Source organism: Angustibacter speluncae (genome assembly GCF_054777815.1).
Genome location: NZ_BAAHAF010000069.1, coordinates 21,197 through 43,618, shown reverse-complemented (window position 1 = coordinate 43,618; position 22,422 = coordinate 21,197). Strand labels below are relative to the sequence as shown.

Below are 22,422 nucleotides of genomic sequence, written 5' to 3'. Positions count from 1 at the left end.
CGAGCGGCTCGGTTCGCCGGGCGCGCAGGCGCTGCGCGACCTGCTCCGGGCGGCCGAGGACGGCGCACCGTCCGGACCCGACCCGCTCGCGGACGCGGCACCCGACGACGCCCTGCTCGCCCGGCTCGCCGACGCGCTGCGCGCAGCGGGTCACACGGCGGGACCCGTTGCGGCCGAGGCGTTCTCGGGCTGGACCGCCCCCGACCTGCTCGTCAGCCGCGACGACGGCGCCCGCGTCGCGCTCACCTGGGACGGCACGCCCCTGGGTGACGGCGACACCTCGCTCGCCGCCGAGCACGTGCACGGCCAGCGGCTGCTGACCGGCGCCCTGCGACGCCTGGGCTGGCTCGTCGTCGCGACGACCGCCGAGCAGGTCGCCCGCGACGTCGACGGCGTGGTGTCCCGGGTCGCCCGGGCCTGACCGCCGCGCCGTCGTCCGTTCACCACGTTCAGTTGGCGACCGGCCACTCCACGTGGCGTGCCCACCACGTGGAGTGCGTGGTCGCCAACTGAACGTGGTGGACGAACAGGGGCGGCGGGGCCGCGGTCAGCCGACCGGGTCGGTCCAGGCGGTCTGCACCACCTGGACGCCGCCGGCGCGGGTGAGCACCCGGCCGCGTCCGGGGACGGACGGCACCGGCCGCAGGGCGCCGACCAGCTGGCCCTCGTCGGGGCTGCCCGACAGCAGCAGCCCGGGCGACGACAGGTCGCGCAGCGACTGGATGACCGGCTCGTAGAGGGCCCGCGACGCGCCGCCCGACCGGCGGGCCAGCACCAGGTGCAGCCCGACGTCGCGGGCCTGCGGCAGCAGGTCGACCAGCGGCGCGAGCGGCGAGCCCTGCGAGGAGACCACGAGGTCGTAGTCGTCGACGAGCACGAACAGCTCGGGCCCGGTCCACCACGACCGGGTGCGCAGCTGCTCGGCGGTGACGTCCGGCCCGGGCACGCGGGTGCGCAGGTACTCGGCCACCTCGGCGACCGCGGGCGCCGCCTGCGCCGAGCTGGTGAGGTACTCGATCCGGTAGTCGTCGGGCACCTCGCCGAGCAGGCTGCGGCGGTAGTCGACGACGAACAGCTGCGCCTCCTTCGGCGACCGGGTGCGCACCACCTCGGCCGCGTAGGTGCGCAGCACCGACGACTTGCCCGAGCCGCCGTCGCCGAACAGCAGCAGGTGCGGCTCGGTGTCGACGTCGAGCAGCACCGGTGCCAGCGCGGCCTCGTCGACGCCGAGCACGAGCTCGCGCGAGCCCTCGCCCGCCACCGCGAGGTGCCGGCGTCGCACGTCGTCGAGCAGCACCCGGTCGGGCAGCAGCCGCAGCTTCGGCCCGGGCGCACCGCGGTACGCGGCGGCAACGCGCGCCACCAGGTCGGTGACGCCCTCGCCGAGCGTCGCGCCGTCGGGCGAGCCGTCGATGCGCGGCAGCGCCGCGAGGTGGTGCAGCCGGCCGGGCACGATGCCGCGACCCGGCCGCCCGGCGGGGACGTTCACCGCCACCTTGCGGTCGATCTCGGAGTCGAGCGGGTCGCCGAGCCGCAGCTCGAGCCGGGTGCCGAGCACGTCGCGCACCGCCGACCGCATGTCGGACCAGCGGTTCGCGGTGACCACGACGTGGACGCCGTAGGTGAGGCCGCGCTGCACGAGGTCCTGCAGCTCGTGCTCGAGCCCCTCGAAGTCGGCCCGCAGCGTGGCCCACCCGTCGACCACGAGGAAGACGTCGCCGTACCCGTCGTCGACCTCGCCGGCGGCGCGGCGCGAGCGGTAGGTGTCGATCGAGTCGATGCCGTTCGCGCGGAAGTACGCCTCGCGCTCGCGGACGACGCCCGCCACCTCGGCGACCACCCGCCGGACGACGTCGGGCTCGGACCGCCCTGCCACCCCGGCGACGTGCGGGAGGTCCTGCAGCGGCGCGAACGTGCCGCCGCCGAAGTCGAGGACGTAGAACTGCACCTCGCGCGGCGTGCGCGCGAGCGACAGCGCGGCGACGACGGTGCGCGCGAACGTCGACTTGCCCGACCGCGGCCCACCGACGACGGCGACGTGGCCCGCCGCGCCGCCGAGGTCGACGGTCAGCACGTCGCGGCGCTGCTCGAGCGGCTTGTCGACGATGCCGAGCGGCACGACCAGCGCGCCCGCCGAGCGCCAGCGCCGGCTGACGAGCCCGAGCTGCGGGTCCTCGGCGAGGTCGGGCATGAGCTGGTCGAGCGTCGCTGGCAGGTCGAGCGGCGGCAGCCACACCTGGTGCGCGCGAGATCCCCTGCCGCGCATGGCGTCGACGGCGACGTCGAGCACGGACCGGCTGTCGGACGCCGGGGTCGCCGCAGCCGGTGCGGCGTCGTCGACCGGGGCCGGCGGCAGCTGGTCCTGGGTGCGCAGCACCGGTCCGAGCGTGAACGGCAGCACCTCGACGGGCGCGGACGCGCCGGCACCCGTCCCCCGTCGCCCGGCGACCCTGCGCGCCGGCGGCGGTCCGGACACGTAGGACGCCTTGAACCGCAGCAGCGTCGACTGGTCGGGCTTGAGGTAGCCGAGGCCGGGCACGGCCGGCAGCTCGTAGGCGTCCGGCACCCCCAGCACCGTGCGCGACTCGGCGGCCGAGAACGTCCGCAGGCCCACGCGGTACGACAGGTGGGAGTCGAGCCCGCGCAGCCGTCCCTCCTCGAGGCGCTGCGACGCGAGCAGCAGGTGCAGGCCGAGCGAGCGGCCGAGCCGGCCGATCGCGACGAACAGGTCGATGAAGTCCGGCTTGGCCGTGAGCAGCTCGGAGAACTCGTCGACGACGACGAACAGCGACGGCAGCGGGTCGAGCGGCTCGCCGGACGCCCGCGCCCGCTCGTACTCCTTGACGCCCTGGAAGTTGCCCGCCGCGCGCAGCAGCTCCTGGCGGCGCACCATCTCGCCGGACAGGGCGTCCTGCATCCGGTCGACGAGCACCAGCTCGTTCTCGAGGTTGGTGATCACGGCCGACACGTGCGGCATGTCGGCCATGCCGGCGAAGGTCGCGCCGCCCTTGAAGTCGACGAGCACGAGGTTGAGCTGCTCCGGCGGGTGGGTCAGCACCATGCCGAGCACCAGGGTGCGCAGGAACTCGGACTTGCCGGAGCCGGTCGCGCCGATGACGAGCCCGTGCGGCCCCATGCCCTGCTGCGCCGACTCCTTGATGTCGAGGTGCACCGGCGCGCCGTCGGACCCGAGCCCGATCGGCACCCGCAGCCGGTCGCGCGCCGGCCGGGGACGCCAGGCCACGTCGACGTCGAGGTCGCGCACGTCGGGCAGGCCGAGCAGGTCGACCAGCTCGGCGTCCGCGTGCACCACGTCGGTGCCTGTCGCGCCGGCCGCGCCGGACGCGGTGTCGTCGCCCGCGTGCAGCGGCGTCAGGCGCCGTGCGAGCGCCTCGGCGCTGGCGACGTCGAGCTGGTCGGCTGCACCGGACGTCGGGTCGGTGCGCAGCCGCAGCGCGCGCACCGGGACCCGGCCGTCCTGGCGGGGCGCGCCCTCCAGCGCCAGCCGCAGCACCCGCTCGTCGGTGAGGGCGTCCCACGACGACGGCAGGTCGACGACGGTGACGCCCGGCACGCCGTCCGGGGTGACGACCGGGTCGCCCGGCGGCACCCGGCCGCCGTCGAGCACGACGAGCAGGTGCGGCAGGTGCTCGCGCCCCGGCTCGGGCAGCAGCGGGGCGAGGTCCTCCCACCACGCGCTCACCATCCGCGCCGGGCCGGCGCCGTCGCGCCGGTGCGGGCTGCCGGCGTGCGGGAGCCACTTCAGCCACTCCCAGTGCACCAGGGCGTCCTCGTCGGCGAGCACCGCCACCCGCAGGTGGTCGGGGGAGTGCAGGGTCGCGGCGGACGCGACGAGCGCCCGGGCCAGCGCCCGCGCCTGCCCCTCCGGCCCGGTGACCTCGAGCCGCGGGAACGAGGCCAGGTCGAGCGCGGCGGGCAGGTCCGGCTGCACGGCGTGGGTGACGACGAGCCGGTGCAGGGCCGACGCCGCGACCGGGTCGAGCTGGTCGACCGGCGCCGACTCCGGCGCGACCAGCGTCCGGGCCAGCGGCTGGGGCGACAGGCCGAACCGCACGTGCAGGAAGTCGTCGTCGCCCTGCCGCCGCTCCCAGACGCGGGTGCGCTCCTCGGCCAGCGCCGGCAGCGCGGCCGGGTCGGGGTGGTCCCACGTCAGCGAGTCGCGCTGCTGCTGCGCCGTGTCGCGCACCTGCGCGCGCACCTGGGCCAGGTAGCGCAGGTACTCGCGGCGCGCCCCGGTGGTGCGCGCGACCTTCTGCGAGCGCTGCCGCCAGATGCTGACGACGACGAACCCCAGCGAGGCGACGAGGAACATGCCGGCCGAGACGTAGGCGCGCGTGCCGCCCATCGTGGCGACGAAGCCGATCGACCCGAGGCTGCCGAGCATCGGCAGCGCCTGCATCAGCACGTTGCTCGAGCCCTCGTCCGGCTCGGTCTCCGGCGGCGGCTGCAGGACGATCTCGCCCCGCGGCATCGGCGGCGGCTCCAGGCGCGGCCCCCGGCGCAGCGTGGTCACCACCGGTCGTCCCCCTCGGCACGTCTGTCGCGGTACCCGTGGACGGGCCGGGGCGAGGTGGGCCCCGTGTGGCGCATGATAGGCCGGACCGCGCGGACGCCCGCGGCGCTCGCGCACAGGAGGGGGACCCGCATGGAGCCGGCGACCCCCGTGCTGCTGCGGGTGAGCCTGCAGGGACCCACCGGCCGCCACGACCTCGTCGTCGACCCCGGCACGCCCGCCGGCGACCTCGTCGTCCCGGTCGTCACCGCGGTGCTCGGCGACACCGGCGGTGAGACGCCCGCGGTGCTCACCCGGTCCGGTCTCGTGCTCGACCCCGACCTGCCCGTCGCCGACCAGGGCGTGCGCGACGGCGACCTGCTCGTCGTCGCCCCGACCCGCACCCGCGGCCGCTCCGGGCGCCGCGGCCGGCGCGGTGCGCCCGGTCCCGTCGTCGACGTCGACCGCGGCTGGGTGCCGACGCTCGCCGCCGTCGTCGTGGCGACGCTCGCCCTGCTCGCGCTCGCGGCCGCCGACCCGGCCGGACGCGGGACGTGGTGCCTCGCGCTGGTGCTCGTGTGCGCCGCCGCCGTCCTGCTCGCCGGCCCGGGGGAGCGCGGCGAGGTCGTGCGGGTCGGCGGCGTGCTGGTCGGCGCCGCCGCGCTGGCCCTGCAGCAGTGGCAGCCCGGACCGGGCGCCGACCTGCTCGCGCTGACGGCCGGGATGCTCACCTGCGGGGTGCTCGCCGGTCTCGCCCGCAGCGGCGGTCACGGGCGCGACGAGCCGCTGGTCGTGCTCGTCGCGCTCGGCGTCGTCGGTGCCGTCGTGTTCGGGACGGTGCTCCTGCGCGGCGGCGAGGTCGCGGTCGGCTGGGCCGTGCTGGCCGCCGGCGTCCTGCCGCTGCTGCGGCTGCTGCCGTCCGCGGTGGTCGTGGTGCCGGACGACGCGCTGCTCGAGCTCGACCGGCTGTCGGTCACGGCGTGGTCGGCGCGCGAGGAGGGCCGTCGGCGTCCCCGCTCGCGGGTGCTCGCCGGCGACGTGCTGGCGACGCTGCGCCGCGGCACCCGCCTGCACTCCTCGTCCGCGGTGGCGCCCGCCTCGGTCGCGGCGGCGGTGGCCCTGGCGCTGCTGCTCGGCCCGACCCCGGGCGGTCTGGCCGTCCCCGGCGGGCTCGCGCTCGCCGCCCTGCTCGCGCCGGGGCAGGCGCTGCTCTCGCGCACGCTGCGGCACCGCACCGCGAAGCTCGCCCTGCTGGCGGCCGCGGGGGTCTGCGCGGTCACGGCGATCGCGCTCGCCGTCCGCGCGCTCGGCACCGGGGGAGGTGTCGCGCTCGCGGTCGTCCTCGCCGTCGGCGGCACCGCCGCCGTGCTGGTCGCGACCGCGTTCGGGCGCGGCTGGCGCTCGGTGCGCTGGGCCCGGTTCGGGGACGGGCTCGAGGGCCTGTGCGTCGCGCTCGCGCTGCCCGCCGCGCTGCTCGCGGCCGGCGGCTGGGAGTGGTTCCGCCAGCTGACCTCCTGAGCCGGGCTGCCGGGGCCGGTCACCCGGCCCGGGTGGTCCGGTCCCGGCGGGCCGCGTCCGCCCGGGTGTGATGGGATCGACGACGCCCACAGAGCCAGCCGTGAGCGGGCGCGCGCCGTCCGCGGGAACGAGGTCGCCGTGCCCAGCCGTCCCACCGCCGCCCAGGACCGCAGCCCCGAGGTCGTCGCCGTCACCGGCGGCTACGTCGTCCCCGTCGAGGGCGCGCCGATCGAGGGCGGCACCGTCCTGCTGCGCGACGGCAAGGTCGCCGCGATCGGCGCGAAGGTGCGCGTCCCCAAGGGGGCCCGCGTCGTCGACGCCACCGGGCAGTGGGTGCTGCCCGGCTTCGTCGAGGCGCACGCGCACCTGGGTGTCCACGAGGAGGCCGAGGGCTGGGCCGGCCAGGACACCAACGAGATGACCGACCCGAACGGCGCGCGGATGCGCGCGCTCGACGCGATCAACCCGGCGGAGGAGGGCTTCCGCGACGCGCTGTCCGGCGGCGTCACCACCGCCGTGGTGAAGCCCGGCTCCGGCAACCCGATCGGTGGCCAGTCGGTCGCGCTGAAGACGTGGGGCCGGATCGTCGACGAGATGGTGGTCAAGGCCCCGGCCGGGGTGAAGAGCGCGCTGGGCGAGAACCCCAAGCGCGTCTACGGCGACCAGAAGAAGCTGCCCTCGACCCGGCAGGGCGTCGCCGCCGTGATCCGCGACGCGTTCACCAAGGCGCAGGACTACCGGGCCCGCCGCGACCGCGCGCTCAAGGCGAAGGAGCCGTTCGACCGCGACACCACCCTCGAGGTGCTGGTGCGCGTGCTCGACGGCGAGCTGCCCTGGTCGCAGCACTCGCACCGCGCCGACGACATCGCCACCGCCGTCCGGCTCAGCGAGGAGTTCGGGTACCGCCTCGTGCTGCACCACGGCACCGAGGGGCACCTGATCGCCGACGTGCTCGCCGACAAGGGCATCCCGGTGGTGATCGGCCCGCTGTTCACCACCCGCAGCAAGGTCGAGCTGCGCAACCGCTCGCTGCGCAACCCCGGGCTGCTGGCGAAGGCCGGCGTCACGATCGCGATCACCACCGACCACCCGGTGGTGCCGATCCACTTCCTCGTGCACCAGGCGACGCTGGCCGTGAAGGAGGGCCTCGACCGCGACGAGGCGCTGCGGGCGCTCACCATCAACCCGGCCCGCATCAGCGGCGTCGACGACCGCGTCGGCTCGCTCGCCGTCGGCAAGGACGCCGACGTGGTGATCTGGTCGGGCGACCCGCTCGACGTGATGTCGCGCGCCCTGACGGTCTTCATCGGCGGCCGCGAGGTCTACCGCTTCGACGACGAGAGCGGCGTCGGCGTCACCGAGAGCCCCTACCGCGTCTGATCGTTCACCACGTTCAGTTGGCGAGCAGCCACTGAACGGGGCGTGCACGCCCCGTGAAGGTGGTGGTCGCCAACTGAACGTGGCGAAGGGACAGGGGGAGGCGGCTACTCCGGGGGAGCAGCCCGGCGGCGCACGGAGCGCTCGAACCGGTCGACGCTGCGCCGCACCGGGGTCGCCAGGAACTCGCCGAGGGTGACGCCCGCGGCCAGGCCGAGCCCGGTGGCGAGCGCGCCGGTGAGGCTGCCGAGGCCGCCCTGGATGTTGCCGTCGACGACGACGAGGAACAGGCCGCGGTAGATCGCCAGGCCCGGCAGCAGCGCGATGATCCCGCAGACCGCCACCAGCAGCGGCGGCACCCGCAGCCGGTCGGCCAGCGCCTCGCCGCTGAAGCCGAGGACGGCGGCGGCGAGGGCGCTCGCGACGGCCGCGGACTGCCCGAGCCCCACGCCCGCGCCGTACGTCGCCATCGCGAGGGCGCCGGCCGCTGCCGCCACGACCACGGCGCGGGGACGGGCGTACGCCGCCACCGCGAACCCCGCCGAGATCGCCGCCGCCGCGGGCACCTGGAGCCACAGCCCGGCCTCCGACGCGGACGGGCCGAGCACCGACAGCGGCACCTGCAGCCGGCGCGCGACGTCGAGCACCGCCGCGATGCCCACGACGATGCCGGCGGTCAGCGTCACGACCTCGGCGCCGCGGGCGGCGGCGGTGACGTGGAACCCGCTGATGGCGTCCTCGACCGCGCCGACCAGGCCGAGCCCGGCGAGCAGCACGACGATGCCGGCGGCCACGACGAGCGAGGACCGCAACGGCGCGTCGACCGCGACCGCGACGACCGCGATGGTCGTCGCGAGCGCCGCGCCGACCACCTGCTGGAAGAACGTCGGCAGCCCCCACCGGCCGAGCACGCGCTGCAGCAGGTCGACGCCCGCGGTGGTGCCTGCCGCCACGAGCGCGACCAGCCAGCCGCCGCCGAGCAGCACGCCGACCGCCGCCGCCATCGCGGCGAGCGCCGCGGTCGCGACGCCGCGCCGGTACGGGTGCGGCGCGCGCACGACGTCGTCGAGCAGCCGGTGGGCCTCGTCGAGCGGGACGCCGCCGCGTCCGACGTGGCCGGCGACGTCGGCGACGCCCTGCAGCCGCGAGTAGTCCTGGGTGCGGGCGCGCACGATCCGCATCCCCGTGAGCGGGATGCCGTCGTCGCGGTCCCAGCTCACCGTCAGCGAGGTGAAGGTGACGTCGACCTGGCAGCCCTCGAGCCCGTACGCCGCGGCGACGCGCAGCACGGTCGCGGTGACGTCGGCCGCCGGGACGCCGAGCGCCACCATCGCCTCGCCGATGCGCAGGGCCAGCTCGAGCGCGGAGTGCGCGGCGAGGTCGTCGACCTGCGAGCGGGGCGTGCGGACGCCGATCGCCAGCGTCGGCTCGGCGTGGCCGGCCAGCGCCCGCCGCGCCCGCGACCCCAGCCGGGGGTGCGGACGCCCGGGGTGGGGCCCGGTCACGGGTCGAGCGTCCAGTCGACCGGCGGCGCGCCCTGCTCCTCGAGCAGGCGGTTCACGGTGCTGAACGGGCGCGAGCCGAAGAAGCCGCGCGAGGCCGACAACGGGCTCGGGTGCACCGAGGCGACGACCGGCGTGCTCCCCAGCAGCGGGCCGACCGACTGCGCGTCGCGGCCCCACATCACCGCGACGAGCGGCGTCCCGCGCGCGGCGAGGGCGCGGACGGCGGCGTCGGTGACGTCCTCCCAGCCGCGTCCCCGGTGCGACCCGGACGAGCCCGGCGCGACCGTGAGGACGCGGTTGAGCAGCAGCACGCCCTGCCGCGTCCAGGCGCTGAGGTCGCCGTGCGCCGGCGGCTCGACGCCGGTGTCCGAGCGCAGCTCGGCGTAGATGTTCTGCAGGCTGCGCGGCACCGGGCGCACCGTGCGCTCGACCGCGAACGACAGCCCGATCGGGTGCCCGGGCGTGGGGTACGGGTCCTGGCCGACGAGGAGCACGCGGACGGCGTCGAAGGGGTCGGCGAACGCCCGGAGCACCCGGTCGCCGGCGGGCAGGTAGCCGCGGCCGGCGGCGTTCTCCTCCCGCAGCATCGCGCCGAGGGCGGCGACGCGGTCGGCGACCGGCTCCAGCGCCGGCACCCAGGTGGGGTGCACGAGCTCGGACAGGGGCCTCGCGGTCACGCCCGGCAGGCTACGCCGCCCGGGCGCGCCCGGCCGGGGTCGGGGAGGGACCTGGCGGGGTGGAATGACAAGCGTGTGGTTCGGTCGTACAGTTGCCGGGTCGGGACGCGTCCCGGCGCACGGAACCGGACCACCAGGAGGACCAGCATGGACGCCGCCGAGCTCGGCACGCCGTCCGAGGCGGGGTCGGCCCTGTCCGACCGCGACCGCCGCATCCTCGACTTCGAGCGCCAGTGGTGGAAGTACGCCGGCGCCAAGGAGCAGGCCGTCCGCGAGCTGTTCGAGATGTCGGCCACCCGGTACTACCAGGTGCTGAACGCGCTCATCGACTCCCCGGACGCCCTCGCCCACGACCCGATGCTCGTCAAGCGGCTGCGCCGCATGCGCCACTCGCGCCAGCGCGCCCGCTCCGCGCGCCGCCTCGGCGTGCAGGTCTGACACGCTGGGTCCGTGCCCGACAGCCGCACCGACGAGTACCCGGTCGACGAGTTCGACGTCGACTACCCGCCCGGCGCGCGCCGCGGCGCCCACCGCACCGCCACCCCCGTCGTCCTCGAGCAGCTCCCGTACCTGCTGGCCGCGCTCGCGGTCGTCGTGGTCGTCGTCCTGGTCGTCGTCTACCTGACGGGCGGCGGCAACCCCACGGCCCCGCTCGGCGGCCCGTCGACCGACCCCGCCGCCACCGAGCCCGCCGCGACCGACCCCGCGGCCACCGACCCCGCCGCCACCACGTCGGCACCGCCCGCGACCAGCGAGCCGCCGGCCCCGACCGCCGACCGCGCGCTCCCGCTCGTGGTGCTGAACGGCACCGGCGCGAGCGGCCTGGCCGGCCGCGTGCGCGACGAGCTCACCGGCCTGGGCTGGACGGTCGGCGAGGTCGGCAACGCCGACGGCGACCCGCTGGCGCAGACCGTGGTGCGGTACTCCGCCCCCGAGCACGAGGCCACCGCGGCCGCGGTCGCCACCGACCTGGGCGTGCAGGCCGAGCTCGACGAGGGGGCGTCCGCGCCCGTGGTCGTCGTGGTGGGCCAGGACCGCGAGTAGCCGCGGGGTGCTGGTCCGTTCCGTGCGGCGCCGCTAGGGTCGGCGCGCGCCCCGGTCGCTCGGCCGGGCGGCACGATCCGGCGGGCGAGGGCGCCCGCCGTACTCAGGGGAGCACCGCGAGATGGCTCAGGGCACGGTCAAGTGGTTCAACGCCGAGAAGGGCTTCGGCTTCATCACCCTCGACGGCGAGGGCGGGCAGGACGTGTTCGTCCACTTCTCGGCGATCGAGGCCGACGGCTACCGCAGCCTCGACGAGGGCCAGAAGGTCGAGCTGCAGGTGGGCCAGGGCGCCAAGGGCCCGCAGGCCGAGCAGGTCCGCGCGATCTGAGGTCGCCGGGCGGGGCCGCCCGGGCAAGAGGACACTGACGGCATGCGATTCGGCGTGCACTTCATGGACTTCAACCTGCCCGGCGGCCCCGAGGCGATCGCCCCGGCGGTCGCCGGCACCGCCCGCGCGGCCGAGCAGGCGGGTGCGTCGTGGTTCACGGTGATGGACCACTGGTTCCAGATGGAGCAGTTCCGCACCGCCCACGACCCGATGCTCGAGGCGTACACGACGCTCGGCTTCGCCGCGGCCGTCACCACGACGGTCCGGCTCGGCACGGTCGTCACCGGCGTCACCTACCGGCATCCGGGGCTGCTGGCGAAGACCGTCAGCACCCTCGACGTGCTGAGCGGCGGCCGGGCCTTCCTCGGCATCGGCGCCGCCTGGTACGAGCGCGAGCACCTGGCGCTCGGGGTCCCGTACCCGCCCGTCGCGGAGCGGTTCGAGCGGCTCGAGGAGGCGCTGCAGGTCGCCCTGCAGATGTGGGGTGACGACGAGGGCCCCTACCGCGGCACGCACTACGAGCTCGCCGAGACGATCAGCGTCCCCGCCACCGTGTCGCGTCCGCGTCCCGGCGTGGTGATCGGCGGGTCGGGGGAGCGCAAGACGCTGCGCCTGGTCGCCCGCTACGCGGACGCCTGCAACCTCATCGTCCCGGACGCCGACGCGGCCCGGCACAAGCTGGCGGTGCTGGCGCGGCACTGCGAGACCGAGGGCACCGACTACGACGCGATCGAGAAGACCGCGATGGGTGGCATGCAGGACCCGCTCGACGACGTCGACGCGTTCCTGCGCGGGGCGCACGCGATGTCCGACGCCGGCATCGCCCACCTGCACCTGCGCGCCGTCACGCCCGACCCGGTCACCTGGGCGCAGCGCTTCGGCGAGGAGGTCGCGCCGCGGCTGGCCGAGGTCGGCTGAGCCGCCCGGCCCACGCACCGGGGAGGATCCGGCTCCGCTGCGGTGCCGGATGCTCCCCGGTCGGGCGATGAGTCCGGCGCTCGCGGCCGGTCCACCCGCCGTGCCCGAGACGCTCACCACCGCCCGCGGCGACGTCGTCGCCTACGACCACCACCGCGCCGCTCCCGGCGGCGACCTGCCCACCGTCGTCTTCGTCGCGGGCGCCGGACCGTGGCGCGCGATCGACCCGACGACGACGCGGACGGCCGAGCTGCTCGCGGCCCGCGGCGTCGACGCCGTCGTCCACGACCGGGTCGGACGCGGGGGCAGCGCCGTCGCCGGTCCGATCTCCCTCGACCGCGAGGTCGCCGCCCTGGCCGCGCTCACCGACCGGGTCGGACCGGCCGTGCTCGTCGGTCACTCGTCGGGGTGCTCGATCGCGCTGTTCGCCGCCGCGCACGGGCTGCCGGTCGCCGCGCTGGCGCTGTGGGAGGCGCCGCTCGCGCCGCCGGGCAGCGGCGGGCAGGCCTGGGCCGACGAGGTCGACCGGCTGCTCGACGCCGGTGACCTCGACGGCGCGCTCGGCGCCTACATGCGGGACATGCCGCCCGAGATCCTCGAGGCGGTGCGCGCGACGCCCGCGATGGTCGACCAGGCCGGCAGCGTGCGCCCGGACGCGCACTCGCTCGCGTGGGCCGAGTCGGCCCCGCACGCCGAGCTGCTCGGGCACCTGCGCGTCCCGGTGCTGGCGATGGTCGGCGAGCAGACCTACGACGTGATGGAGCCGGCGGCGCGCTCGGTGGCCGACGCCGTCCCCGGGGGCCGGTGGCGCCGCGTGCAAGGCGAGCAGCACGGATGGGAGCCGGAGGCGATGGCCGAGGTGCTCGACGCCGTCGTGCAGGAGGCTGCCGCGCGGTGAGCGGGCCGTCCGGCCGCGTGCCAGGGTGGTGAGGTGGTCGACGCGGTGGTGGTGGGGTCCGGACCGAACGGCCTGGCGGCCGCCGTGACGCTGGCGCGGGCCGGCCTGCAGGTGACCGTGCTGGAGGCGCAGGACACGGTCGGCGGCGGGGCCCGCACCCTCGACCTCGGTCTGGCGCCCGGCGTCGTGCACGACGTCTGCTCGGCGGTGCACCCGATGGCGATCGCCTCGCCGTTCTTCGCCGAGTTCGACCTGGTCGCGCGCGGCGTCGGGCTCGCGCAGCCCGAGGTGGCCTACGCCCAGCCGCTCGACGGCGGCCGCGCCGGCCTCGCCTGGCGCGACCTCGACCGCACCGCCGAGGGCCTCGGCGAGGACGGCGACGCCTGGCGCTCGCTGGTCGGGCGGCTCGCGCGCCGTCAGGACGGCGTCGTGCGGTTCGCGATGGGCGACCTGCGCAGCCTGCCGCCGGACCTCGTCGCCGCGACGCAGTTCGGGCTGCGGACGCTGGAGCAGGGCACGCGCGCCTGGGGCGCCCGGTTCCGCGGCGACGTCGCACCCGCGCTGTTCACCGGCGTGGCGATGCACTCCATCAGCCCGATGCCGACGCTCGCGTCCGCCGGTGCCGCCCTGCTGCTCGCGCCGCTCGCCCACGGCACCGGCTGGCCCATCCCGGTGGGGGGCAGCCGGGCGATCGTCGACGCGCTGCTCGAGGACCTGCGCGCCCACGGCGGGACGGTCGAGACCGGGCGCCGGGTCGCGTCCGCCGCCGACCTGCCGGCCGCCCGCGCGCACCTGTTCGACACCACGCCGCGGACGGTGCTCGAGGTGCTCGGCGACCGGGTGCCCGCGCGCACCGCCGCCGGGCTGCGCCGGTTCCGGTACGGCGACGCCGCCGCCAAGGTCGACTTCGTGCTGTCCGGGCCGGTGCCGTGGGCCGTGCCCGAGGTCGGGCTGTCGGGCACCGTCCACGTCGGCGGGTCGCGGGCGCAGATGGCGGCGGCCGAGCGGGCGATCGCGCGCGGCCGGCACGCCGAGCGGCCCACCGTGCTGGCGAGCGACCCGACGGTGGCCGACCCCGGCCGCGAGGTCGGCGGCCTGCGGCCGTTCTGGACCTACGCCCACGTGCCCGCCGGGTCCGACCGCGACGTCACCGAGGACGTCACGGCGCAGGTGGAGCGGTTCGCCCCCGGCTTCCGCGACGTCGTCGTGGCGAGCCGGTGCGTCCCGGCGTCCCGGATGGCCGAGCACGACGAGAACTACGTCGGCGGCGACATCGCGGCCGGCGCGGTCGACCTGCTGCAGGTGTTCGGCCGCCCGACGTTCGCGCCGAACCCGTACCGGGTGGGTGACGGCGCGTACCTGTGCTCGTCGTCGGCCGCGCCCGGTCCCGGCGTCCACGGCATCTGCGGCTGGAACGCGGCGCGCAGCGCCCTGCGCGAGGTCTTCGGGGTGCGCCGGGCGCCCTCGCTCGCCCCGGGCTCCTGAGGGTCGTCCGCCCTCGGCGGACAGCCCTCCGCTCGCTTGCACTCGCAGGGGGCGAGTGCTAATCATTGTCCTGGCAGCTCTGGCACTCCGTGCACGTGAGTGCCAGAACCACGGCTCCACCTGGTGAGGGTCGTCGCGCGGGCGCGCAGGGTGCGTCCGGGAGGCGGTCCGTCCGTCGCGGGCACCCGGTCGGCGCCGCCCAGAACCCACCCGTGTCCGGGAGGAACCACCCAGATGGCCAAGATCATCTCCTTCAACGAGGAGGCCCGCCGCGGTCTCGAGCGGGGCATGAACACCCTCGCCGACGCCGTCAAGGTCACCCTCGGCCCGAAGGGCCGCAACGTCGTCCTCGAGAAGAAGTGGGGCGCCCCCACGATCACCAACGATGGTGTGTCCATCGCCAAGGAGATCGAGCTCGAGGACCCCTACGAGAAGATCGGTGCGGAGCTCGTCAAGGAGGTCGCGAAGAAGACCGACGACGTCGCGGGCGACGGCACCACCACCGCCACCGTGCTGGCCCAGGCGATGGTCCGCGAGGGCCTGCGCAACGTGGCCGCCGGCGCCAACCCGATGGCGCTCAAGCGCGGCATCGAGAAGGCCGTCGAGGCCGTCTCCGCCGCGCTGCTCGACTCCGCGAAGGAGGTCGAGACCAAGGAGCAGATCGCTGCCACCGCGGGCATCTCGGCCGGCGACCCGTCCATCGGCGAGCTCATCGCCGAGGCCATGGACAAGGTCGGCAAGGAGGGCGTGATCACCGTCGAGGAGAGCAACACCTTCGGCCTCGAGCTCGAGCTCACCGAGGGCATGCGCTTCGACAAGGGCTACATCTCGCACTACTTCGTCACCGACGCCGAGCGGATGGAGACGGTCCTGGAGGACCCGTACATCCTGTTCGTCGAGTCCAAGATCTCCTCGATCAAGGACCTGCTGCCGCTGCTGGAGAAGGTCACCCAGTCCGGCAAGCCGCTGCTGATCATCTCCGAGGACGTCGACGGCGAGGCGCTGGCCACCCTGGTGGTCAACAAGATCCGCGGCATCTTCAAGTCGGCCGCCGTCAAGGCGCCCGGCTTCGGCGACCGCCGCAAGGCGATGCTGCAGGACATGGCCATCCTCACCGGCGGCCAGGTCATCAGCGAGACCGTGGGTCTCAAGCTCGAGAACGCGACCCTGGACCTGCTCGGCCAGGCCCGCAAGGTCACCATCACCAAGGACGAGACCACCATCGTCGAGGGTGCGGGCGACAGCGAGCAGATCGCGGGCCGGGTCAACCAGATCCGCGCCGAGATCGAGAAGTCGGACTCCGACTACGACCGCGAGAAGCTCCAGGAGCGCCTCGCCAAGCTCGCCGGCGGCGTGGCCGTCATCAAGGCGGGCGCGGCCACCGAGGTCGAGCTCAAGGAGCGCAAGCACCGCATCGAGGACGCCGTGCGCAACGCCAAGGCGGCCGTCGAGGAGGGCATCGTCGCCGGCGGCGGCGTCGCCCTCATCCAGGCCGGCAAGGTCGCGTTCGCGAACCTGTCGCTCGAGGGCGACGAGGCCACCGGCGCCAACATCGTCAAGGTGGCCGTCGAGGCCCCGCTCAAGCAGATCGCGGTCAACGCCGGTCTCGAGGGCGGCGTCGTGGCGGAGAAGGTGCGCAACCTGGAGACGGGTCACGGCCTGAACGCCGCCACCGGCGAGTACGTCGACATGCTCGCGTCCGGCATCAACGACCCGGTGAAGGTGACCCGGTCGGCGCTGCAGAACGCGTCCAGCATCGCGGCGCTGTTCCTCACCACCGAGGCCGTCATCGCCGACAAGCCGGAGAAGGCCGCCCCGGCCGCTCCGGGTGGCGACATGGGCGGGATGGACTTCTGATCCCGCGCTAGGCCCGGCACGACGGAGGGCGGCACCCCAGCGGGGTGCCGCCCTCCCGTGCGTCCGGGGTTCCTCGTCGGGCCTCAGGCGGGGACGTCGCCCTCGCCGTGGTCGGGCGCGAGCCCGCAGAAGACGGCGAGCAGGACGCGGGCCTGGGTGCCCGCCAGGCCGCTGCGGTCGGCGAACCGGTCGGCCGCGGTCCACTGGTGCGGGACGGTCGTCGCGCGCCGCGGCAGGTCGTCGACCGGCGCGCGCTGCGCCGGGACCCGCGGTGCCGGCTCGGAGATGGCCATGGCACAGGATCGGCCGACGCGCCGTCCGGCTTGAGGGCCGGACGGCACGACGGCCGCGGTCGTGGAGCCCCCCGGTCAGGGGGTGACGACGATGCCCATGTCCTCGAGCAGCTGCGCGTGCTGCTCGGCGGTCAGGCCGGACGCCTCGAGCCCGAGGCCCATCGCCTCGAGCTCCTCGGTGGTGAGCACCCAGGGCGCGCCCGCGTCCACCAGGTCGCCCTCGTCGCCCGGGACCGCGACCAGGTCGCCGCCCGCGCCGAGGAAGTCGGTCATCGGCACGCCCACGAGTCCGCCCGCGCCGCCGAGCAGTGCCTCCAGGTCGAGCGCCGTGGCGCCGTCCGGGGCCACGACCTCGCCCTCGTGCGCGAACTCGAGCAGCACCGGCAGCGAGGTGACGCCGTCACCAGCCATGTCGGTGCGGGTGTCCTCGTCGACCAGCTGGAAGACGTCGAGCCGCGCGCTGGCGAGCCGGTCGCCGTCGAGGCCGACCTGCACGGTCGCGGTACGGCCCGCCAGGTCGTCCTGGAACCCCTCGAGGGCCTCCTGGACGCCCGAGGTGGCCTCCTGCGCGAGCTCGTCCTCGGGGGTCCCCGAGCCCTCGGGCAGGGCACCCGAGAGCGTGACGAGCTCGCCGACCAGCGAGGTGATCGACGGCGTCAGGCTGGTCAGCACCTTGTCCAGCGGCGCGGTCACCTCGTAGGCGTCGTTCCCCGTCTCGCTGACGACGACCTCCTTGCGCAGCACCGCGGCCGCCTCGGACAGGAACCCCTCGATCGCGGCGGCGGCCCGGTCGGTGTCCTCGTCCGCCGGCTGCGGGGCCGGCGCGCCCATCGCCGCGAGCTGCTCGACGAGGTCGGCGGTGTCGAGGCTGACCCACTCGCCCGCCACGAGCGCGTCGAGCGCGCCGGCCACCTCGGCCGGGGCGCCCTCGGCGCCCGTGGTCAGGTCCCCGGCGAGGTCCTCGACCTCGAACGCGGCCTCCGCGGCGGGCAGGTCGGCGCGTGCGTAGACGACGGTGCCGACCTGACGGACCTCGGCGATCGACGCGCCCTCGACCTGCAGCGCCACCGAGGTCGACACCGCCGGTACGGTCCCGGGGGCGGACGACCAGGTGAGGTCGGACAGCAGCCCCTCGGAGGCGACGGTGGTGGCGACCACGCGGGCGCCGAGGACGCGCTGGACGACGGCGGGCGAGACCTCGTCGTCGGCCGCGAGCGCGCTGATCGCGGCGGTGTTCGCCTCGTCGAGGTCGAGCCCGGCGGTCACGGTGAGCCGGTCGGTGTCGAGCAGCGACGAGACGGCGGCGTCGACGCGGGCGGCGGGTGCCAGGCCGGCCGGCCGGCCGGCCTGCTGGACGGCCTCGCCGCACCCGGCGAGGACGACCCCGCCGAGGGCCAGGGCGGCGGTGAGGCGGACAGGGCGTGCGACGGTCATGGTGCGGTTCCCCCGGGCGCGGGACGGCGCCCGGCCGGTGCCGGGTGGGTGTCCGTCCGCGAACCACAGGTGTCGGCCGGCGGGACGTCCGACTGGATCGCCCGATCGGGTGTCTCAGCACGTGGGACGCCGCGACAGGGATCTCCACCGCGTCGTCCACAGGCTGTGCACGTGGCGGTGCACACCACGGTGAGCACGACCGGCGCCCCTCCCGTCACAGCGGGCACAGACCCTCCACAGCACCGTCCACAGCACCGGGCTCGTCCGGCGCAACCCCGATCCGGGAAACTTCTCGAGAACGCTTGCAGGCCAAGAGCTTTGAGGCGTAGAAATCTCCCACGCCACCGAAGGGGGCGCGAAGGGCCGGAGGGAGACCTCGGGCCGGACGCGGTTCCGGAGAGGGCGTGACCGGTCGGGACACCGACGGGCCGCACCGCGCGGGGCAACCCGCGAGGCGACGCCGATGACGAGGGCGTCGGGCCCGGGAGGACCCGCACGGACGAGGCACCCGACCCGGTGCCCCGGAGGCCTTCGGGCCGAAGGACGGCCGGGACGGAACGGACGTCATCCGAGCCCTCGCGAGGCGCAGGCCCTTCGGGGCCGGCGCCGGACGAGGCGGCCACGTGAAGCCAGGAGGCCCCTCCATCTCATACATGGAGGGGCCTCCACCTTTTTCCTACCCCGCACCGCGGCACCGCTAACCTCCGCAACGTGGCCGTGCTCATCGACCCGCCGCGCTGGCCGGCCCACGGCCGGCTCTGGTCGCACCTGGTGAGCGACACCGACCTCGACGAGCTGCACGCCTTCGCCGACCGCGTCGGGCTGCCGCGCCGGGCCTTCGAGGGCGACCACTACGACGTGCCCGCCGAGCGCTACGACCAAGCCGTTGCCGCCGGCGCGGAGCCGGTCGAGGGCAGGGTCCTGCTGAGCCGGCTGGTGGCGTCCGGGCTGCGGGTGCCGAAGCGCCGCGGCGAGCGGGTGCTGTCGAGCCGGGTCGAGGCCGACGGGACGCGGGTCGACGTCGTCCGCTCCGGCCTCACACCGCCGCCCGGGGCCGGGGTGCTGCTCGACCTGGTCGGCCCGGCAGTGCTGCTGGTCCGCGTCGACGGTGCGTGGGGGCTGCCGCCGCAGGCGTGGGCGGACGGACCCGCCCGGCCGCTGGGCGTCGTCCGCCGTCGTCCGCCGGGGTCGCGCTCGTCGGCGTGGACGCACCTGCGGGTGCTGGCCGCGTCCGTCCGGGTGCCGGCCGGCGCGACCACGCGGCGGGTGGCCGTCGACGCACCGGTGGGGCCGGACGGCGCGCCGCTCGACCCGTGGGTGGCCGACGCCGCGCTGCTCGCCGGTGCGGTTTGATGGACGGCATGGCGACGCGAGTGGTGGGACCCCGGCGGTCCGCGTCCGACCCCGACACCGGCAGGGCGGTGGCCGGCCTGGTGCTGGCCGGCGGCGCGGGCACCCGGATCGGTGGCCCGAAGGCGCTGCTGCGCGACGCGTCCGGCGTGCCCTGGGTCGCGACGCGGGCGCAGAGCCTGACCGACGCCGGGTGCGCACCGGTGATGGTCGCGGTCGGCGCCGAGGGCACCCGGGTGCGCGACCTGCTGCCCGCCGGCGTCGCCGCGGTGCAGGTGCGCGAGTGGCGCGACGGCATGGGGGCCTCGCTGCGCGGCGCGCTGCGCAGCCTCACCACGCTCGGTCCCGACGTCGAGGCCGTGGTCGTCGCGGTCGTCGACACCCCGGGGCTCACCTCGGCCGTCGTCAGCGCCGTCGTCGACGCCGGCCTGTCGGCCGCGCGGGGCTCGACCCTGCACGGCGCGCTCGTGCAGGCCTCCTACGGCGGGCGGCCCGGGCACCCCGTGCTGATCGGGCGCAACCACTGGCTCGGGGTGTACCTCGAGGCCGAGGGCGACGTGGGGGCCCGCGCCTACCTCGCCCACCAGAAGGTGCGCCGGGTCGAGGTGGGCGACCTGGGTGACGGTCGCGACATCGACACCCAGGCCGACCTCGACGCGTTCCGGGCCTGAGCCCCGCGCCCGGCGGCCGTCAGGCGCCGACCGAGCGGCGTCCCCGGCGACGCGCCACCGCGCCGGCGACGCCGGCACCGACGAGCAGCGTCGAGACCGCGAGCGGGACGCCCATCGCGGCGAACGTGCCCACCCAGCTCGCCGCGTCGAACCCGAACAGGTCGACCGGGAGGCGGAACGCGCCGATCGGGTCGATCACCCCGTGCAGGCCCACCAGGCCGAGCAGCGCCCCCGGGACGATCGCCGCGGTCGGGGCCCAGGCGGCCAGGACCGCGACGCCGCCGAGCAGCAGCACGCCGAGCAGGAGCAGCAGGGTCGGGGCCACCAGCTCGGACCCGGACTGCATCAGCATCGCCGTGAGCCGGTAGCGGTCGGCGCCGCCCTTGGCGACGAGCAGGTACCCCAGCGGCGCCAGCAGGGTGCCGGCGACGGTCAGCAGGACGGTGACGACGGGCGAGGTGCGCCGCGCCGGGCGGGCCCAGGCCTGCGCGGGCTGCCCTCCGAAGGGCTGCTGCGGCGGGCCGTAGGGGTTGCTCGGCGGCGGTGCGCCGTAGGGGCCGGGCTGGTCGGTGGAGGTCATGGCCGGACGCTATCGAGGACCGCCCGGGGGCCGTCCTGGGTCCCCGTACCTACGCTGTCGGGGTGAGCGCACCCGACCTGGTCCCCGACAGCTCGCGGCTCGACGAGCCGGCGCGACGGGTGGTGCGCGCCGACGTCGTCGACGAGCCGCTCGACGTGGCCGTGCACGCCGGCCTGGTCGACGCCCCCACCGCCGGTGCGGTGGTGACGTTCGCCGGCGTGGTCCGCGACCACGACCACGGGCGCGCGGTGCGCGAGCTCGAGTACGTGGGGCACCCGTCCGCCGGCGAGGTGGTGGCCGAGGTGGCCGCCGACGTCGCCCGTCGGCACCGCGTCGACGCGCTCGCGGTCAGCCACCGGGTCGGCCACCTCGGCATCGGCGACGTCGCGCTGGCGGTGGCGGTGTCGGCGGCGCACCGGCACGAGGCGTTCGCGGCGGCGTCCGAGCTGGTCGAGGAGGTCAAGCGGCGGCTGCCGGTGTGGAAGCGCCAGGTGTTCGCCGACGGCTCCGCCGAGTGGGTGAACTGCCCCTGAGGACGTGTCAGCCGCCGGCGAACGGCGGCAGCACGTCGACCCGCTGCACGCCGTCGAGGGCGGTGGCGGGGTCGGAGGCCGGCGTGCCGTCGAGCAGCAGCGTCGACACCGCGAGCGCGCCGGTGAGCGCCGGACGCCGCTCGGCCAGCAGCGCGCGCAGGTCGGCGACGCTCGAGCCCGCCGCCACGTCGACCGGCTCCTCCTCGACGCCCGCGGCCGCGGCCGCGCCGGCGTAGTACCGCACCTGCAGACCCACCGCTCAGCCGCCGATCGCGCTCATCGGGCGCGCGGGCTGGACGAACGACGCGTCGTCGATGCCGTGCCCGGCGCGCTTGCGCCACATCGCCTGCCGCCAGGCCGAGGCGATCTCGTCGTCGCCCGCCCCGCCGCGCAGCAGGCCGCGCAGGTCGGTCTCGCCGCGCGCGAACAGGCAGTCGCGCAGCTGGCCGTCGGCGGTCAGGCGGGTGCGGTCGCAGGCGCCGCAGAACGAGCGCGTGACCGAGGCGATGATGCCGACGGTGCCGGCCGGGTGGTCGCCGCCCGCGGCGACGGCGAACCGCTCCGCGGGGGCCGCCCCGCGGTCGGCCGCCGGCTGGGGCGTGAGGTCGAACCGGCCGGACAGCGACGCCAGCACCTCGTCGGCGGTGACCATCTCGGTGCGGTCCCAGCCGCCCTGGGCGTCGAGCGGCATCTGCTCGATGATCCGCAGCTCGTAGCCCTCCTGCAGCGCCCAGCGCAGCAGGTCGGGCGCCTCGTCGTCGTTGGTGCCGCGCAGCAGCACCGCGTTCACCTTGATCGGTGCCAGCCCGGCCTCGCGGGCGGCGGCCAGACCGGCCAGCACGTCGGCGTGCCGGTCGCGCCGGGTGATCGCGGCGAAGCGCTGCGGGTGGAGGGTGTCGAGCGAGACGTTGAGCCGCTCGAGCCCGGCCGCGGCGAGCCCCGCCGCGCGCCGGCGCAGGCCGAGCGCGTTCGTGGTGAGCGAGGTCGACACCCGCCGCCCGGACGCGGTGGTGAGCGCGGTGGTCTGCTCGACGATCTTCTCCAGGCCCTTGCGCAGCAGCGGCTCGCCGCCGGTGAACCGCACCTCCTCGACACCGAGGTCGCGCACGGCGACCGTGACGAGCCGCACCACCTCGTCGTCGGTGAGGGCCAGGTCGTCGGCCAGCCACTCCAGGCCGTCCTCGGGCATGCAGTACGAGCAGCGCAGGTTGCAGCGGTCGGTCAGGGAGACCCGCAGGTCGGTGGCGACGCGGCCGAACCGGTCGACCAGGCGCGGGTCGTCCGGGCGCGCGGGGTCGGTGCGGGGGTGCGCGGTGCGCAGCCCCGGCAGGCCCAGCCCCACGGTGGTCACCTGGTCAGCGTACGTGCGAGCAGGACCGCAGGCAGGTCCGCCCGGCAGGCGGTCACCGGGGCCCACCCGGACGGACCTGCACGCACCCGT

The 22,422-nt window shown here is 76.2% G+C and carries 21 protein-coding genes; 13 read left to right on the top strand and 8 right to left on the bottom strand.

Features of this window, described 5'->3' with window-relative positions; translation table 11 throughout:
- Positions 1–421 (top strand): hypothetical protein (locus tag ACYVKY_RS08090; protein WP_460434457.1); only part of this gene is annotated, 421 nt, incomplete at its 5' end.
- A gap of 126 nt (positions 422–547) precedes the next feature.
- Here ACYVKY_RS08090 and eccCa read toward each other — a convergent pair.
- On the bottom strand, positions 548–4,492 hold the full coding sequence (gene eccCa, locus ACYVKY_RS08085) for a type VII secretion protein EccCa (protein ID WP_460434460.1): 3,945 nt from the start codon (positions 4,490–4,492) through the stop codon (positions 548–550).
- Between the two features lie 174 nt (positions 4,493–4,666).
- On the opposite strand from eccCa, the gene ACYVKY_RS08080 reads away from it, so the two are divergent.
- Together ACYVKY_RS08080 and ACYVKY_RS08075 are read left to right on the top strand one after the other, a co-directional pair.
- Positions 4,667–6,031 carry an EsaB/YukD family protein gene (locus tag ACYVKY_RS08080; protein WP_460434456.1) on the top strand — a complete coding sequence of 455 codons (1,365 nt, stop codon included), beginning with the start codon at positions 4,667–4,669 and terminating at the stop codon, positions 6,029–6,031.
- Between the two features lie 138 nt (positions 6,032–6,169).
- Complete coding sequence (locus ACYVKY_RS08075) at positions 6,170–7,411, top strand: amidohydrolase (RefSeq protein WP_460434455.1); 1,242 nt, start codon at positions 6,170–6,172, stop codon at positions 7,409–7,411.
- Between the two features lie 104 nt (positions 7,412–7,515).
- Here the strand turns inward: ACYVKY_RS08075 and ACYVKY_RS08070 are convergent, their stop codons facing one another.
- Together ACYVKY_RS08070 and ACYVKY_RS08065 are read right to left on the bottom strand one after the other, a co-directional pair.
- Positions 7,516–8,913: a threonine/serine exporter family protein gene (locus ACYVKY_RS08070; protein ID WP_460434454.1), complete on the bottom strand. Its 1,398-nt coding sequence runs from the start codon at positions 8,911–8,913 to the stop codon at positions 7,516–7,518.
- Entirely contained in the window at positions 8,910–9,590 is a 681-nt protein-coding gene (locus tag ACYVKY_RS08065) for a uracil-DNA glycosylase (RefSeq protein WP_460434453.1), read from the bottom strand. Before ACYVKY_RS08065 ends, ACYVKY_RS08070 begins: the two co-directional genes overlap by 4 nt.
- A gap of 147 nt (positions 9,591–9,737) precedes the next feature.
- Between ACYVKY_RS08065 and ACYVKY_RS08060 the strand changes: the two genes are divergently transcribed.
- The 7 genes from ACYVKY_RS08060 (at position 9,738) to groL (ending at position 16,120) form a co-directional block, all read left to right on the top strand.
- Complete coding sequence (locus tag ACYVKY_RS08060; RefSeq protein WP_460434452.1) at positions 9,738–10,028, top strand: DUF3263 domain-containing protein; 291 nt, start codon at positions 9,738–9,740, stop codon at positions 10,026–10,028.
- 12 nt (positions 10,029–10,040) lie between these two features.
- Positions 10,041–10,634 (top strand): LytR C-terminal domain-containing protein, encoded by a 594-nt coding sequence (locus ACYVKY_RS08055; RefSeq protein WP_460434451.1) that lies wholly within the window; start codon positions 10,041–10,043, stop codon positions 10,632–10,634.
- Positions 10,635–10,755: 121 nt separating this feature from the next.
- Positions 10,756–10,962 (top strand): cold-shock protein, encoded by a 207-nt coding sequence (locus ACYVKY_RS08050; RefSeq protein WP_460434450.1) that lies wholly within the window; start codon positions 10,756–10,758, stop codon positions 10,960–10,962.
- Between the two features lie 42 nt (positions 10,963–11,004).
- Positions 11,005–11,880 (top strand): LLM class F420-dependent oxidoreductase, encoded by an 876-nt coding sequence (locus tag ACYVKY_RS08045; RefSeq protein WP_460434449.1) that lies wholly within the window; start codon positions 11,005–11,007, stop codon positions 11,878–11,880.
- A gap of 67 nt (positions 11,881–11,947) precedes the next feature.
- Positions 11,948–12,778: an alpha/beta fold hydrolase gene (locus tag ACYVKY_RS08040; RefSeq protein WP_460434448.1), complete on the top strand. Its 831-nt coding sequence runs from the start codon at positions 11,948–11,950 to the stop codon at positions 12,776–12,778.
- A gap of 33 nt (positions 12,779–12,811) precedes the next feature.
- Complete coding sequence (locus tag ACYVKY_RS08035) at positions 12,812–14,263, top strand: phytoene desaturase family protein (protein WP_460434447.1); 1,452 nt, start codon at positions 12,812–12,814, stop codon at positions 14,261–14,263.
- 234 nt (positions 14,264–14,497) lie between these two features.
- Positions 14,498–16,120 carry a chaperonin GroEL gene (groL, locus tag ACYVKY_RS08030; RefSeq protein WP_460434446.1) on the top strand — a complete coding sequence of 541 codons (1,623 nt, stop codon included), beginning with the start codon at positions 14,498–14,500 and terminating at the stop codon, positions 16,118–16,120.
- An 83-nt stretch (positions 16,121–16,203) separates the two neighbouring features.
- Here groL and ACYVKY_RS08025 read toward each other — a convergent pair whose 3' ends face one another.
- Together ACYVKY_RS08025 and ACYVKY_RS08020 are read right to left on the bottom strand one after the other, a co-directional pair.
- On the bottom strand, positions 16,204–16,413 hold the full coding sequence (locus tag ACYVKY_RS08025) for a hypothetical protein (protein ID WP_460434445.1): 210 nt from the start codon (positions 16,411–16,413) through the stop codon (positions 16,204–16,206).
- Positions 16,414–16,488: 75 nt separating this feature from the next.
- Positions 16,489–17,847 carry a hypothetical protein gene (locus ACYVKY_RS08020; protein ID WP_460434444.1) on the bottom strand — a complete coding sequence of 453 codons (1,359 nt, stop codon included), beginning with the start codon at positions 17,845–17,847 and terminating at the stop codon, positions 16,489–16,491.
- A gap of 711 nt (positions 17,848–18,558) precedes the next feature.
- On the opposite strand from ACYVKY_RS08020, the gene ACYVKY_RS08015 reads away from it, so the two are divergent.
- Both ACYVKY_RS08015 and ACYVKY_RS08010 read left to right on the top strand, forming a co-directional pair.
- Positions 18,559–19,200 (top strand): DUF4031 domain-containing protein, encoded by a 642-nt coding sequence (locus ACYVKY_RS08015; protein ID WP_460434443.1) that lies wholly within the window; start codon positions 18,559–18,561, stop codon positions 19,198–19,200.
- Between the two features lie 8 nt (positions 19,201–19,208).
- On the top strand, positions 19,209–19,868 hold the full coding sequence (locus tag ACYVKY_RS08010; protein WP_460434442.1) for a nucleotidyltransferase family protein: 660 nt from the start codon (positions 19,209–19,211) through the stop codon (positions 19,866–19,868).
- 19 nt (positions 19,869–19,887) lie between these two features.
- On the opposite strand, the gene ACYVKY_RS08005 is transcribed toward ACYVKY_RS08010, so the two are convergent.
- Positions 19,888–20,448 carry a hypothetical protein gene (locus tag ACYVKY_RS08005; protein ID WP_460434441.1) on the bottom strand — a complete coding sequence of 187 codons (561 nt, stop codon included), beginning with the start codon at positions 20,446–20,448 and terminating at the stop codon, positions 19,888–19,890.
- Between the two features lie 62 nt (positions 20,449–20,510).
- Between ACYVKY_RS08005 and ACYVKY_RS08000 the strand changes: the two genes are divergently transcribed.
- On the top strand, positions 20,511–20,981 hold the full coding sequence (locus tag ACYVKY_RS08000; RefSeq protein WP_460434440.1) for a molybdenum cofactor biosynthesis protein MoaE: 471 nt from the start codon (positions 20,511–20,513) through the stop codon (positions 20,979–20,981).
- A 7-nt stretch (positions 20,982–20,988) separates the two neighbouring features.
- Here the strand turns inward: ACYVKY_RS08000 and ACYVKY_RS07995 are convergent, their stop codons facing one another.
- Together ACYVKY_RS07995 and moaA are read right to left on the bottom strand one after the other, a co-directional pair.
- On the bottom strand, positions 20,989–21,231 hold the full coding sequence (locus ACYVKY_RS07995) for a MoaD/ThiS family protein (RefSeq protein WP_460434459.1): 243 nt from the start codon (positions 21,229–21,231) through the stop codon (positions 20,989–20,991).
- A 9-nt stretch (positions 21,232–21,240) separates the two neighbouring features.
- On the bottom strand, positions 21,241–22,332 hold the full coding sequence (gene moaA, locus ACYVKY_RS07990; RefSeq protein ID WP_460434439.1) for a GTP 3',8-cyclase MoaA: 1,092 nt from the start codon (positions 22,330–22,332) through the stop codon (positions 21,241–21,243).
- Between the last annotated feature and the right edge of the window lie 90 nt (positions 22,333–22,422).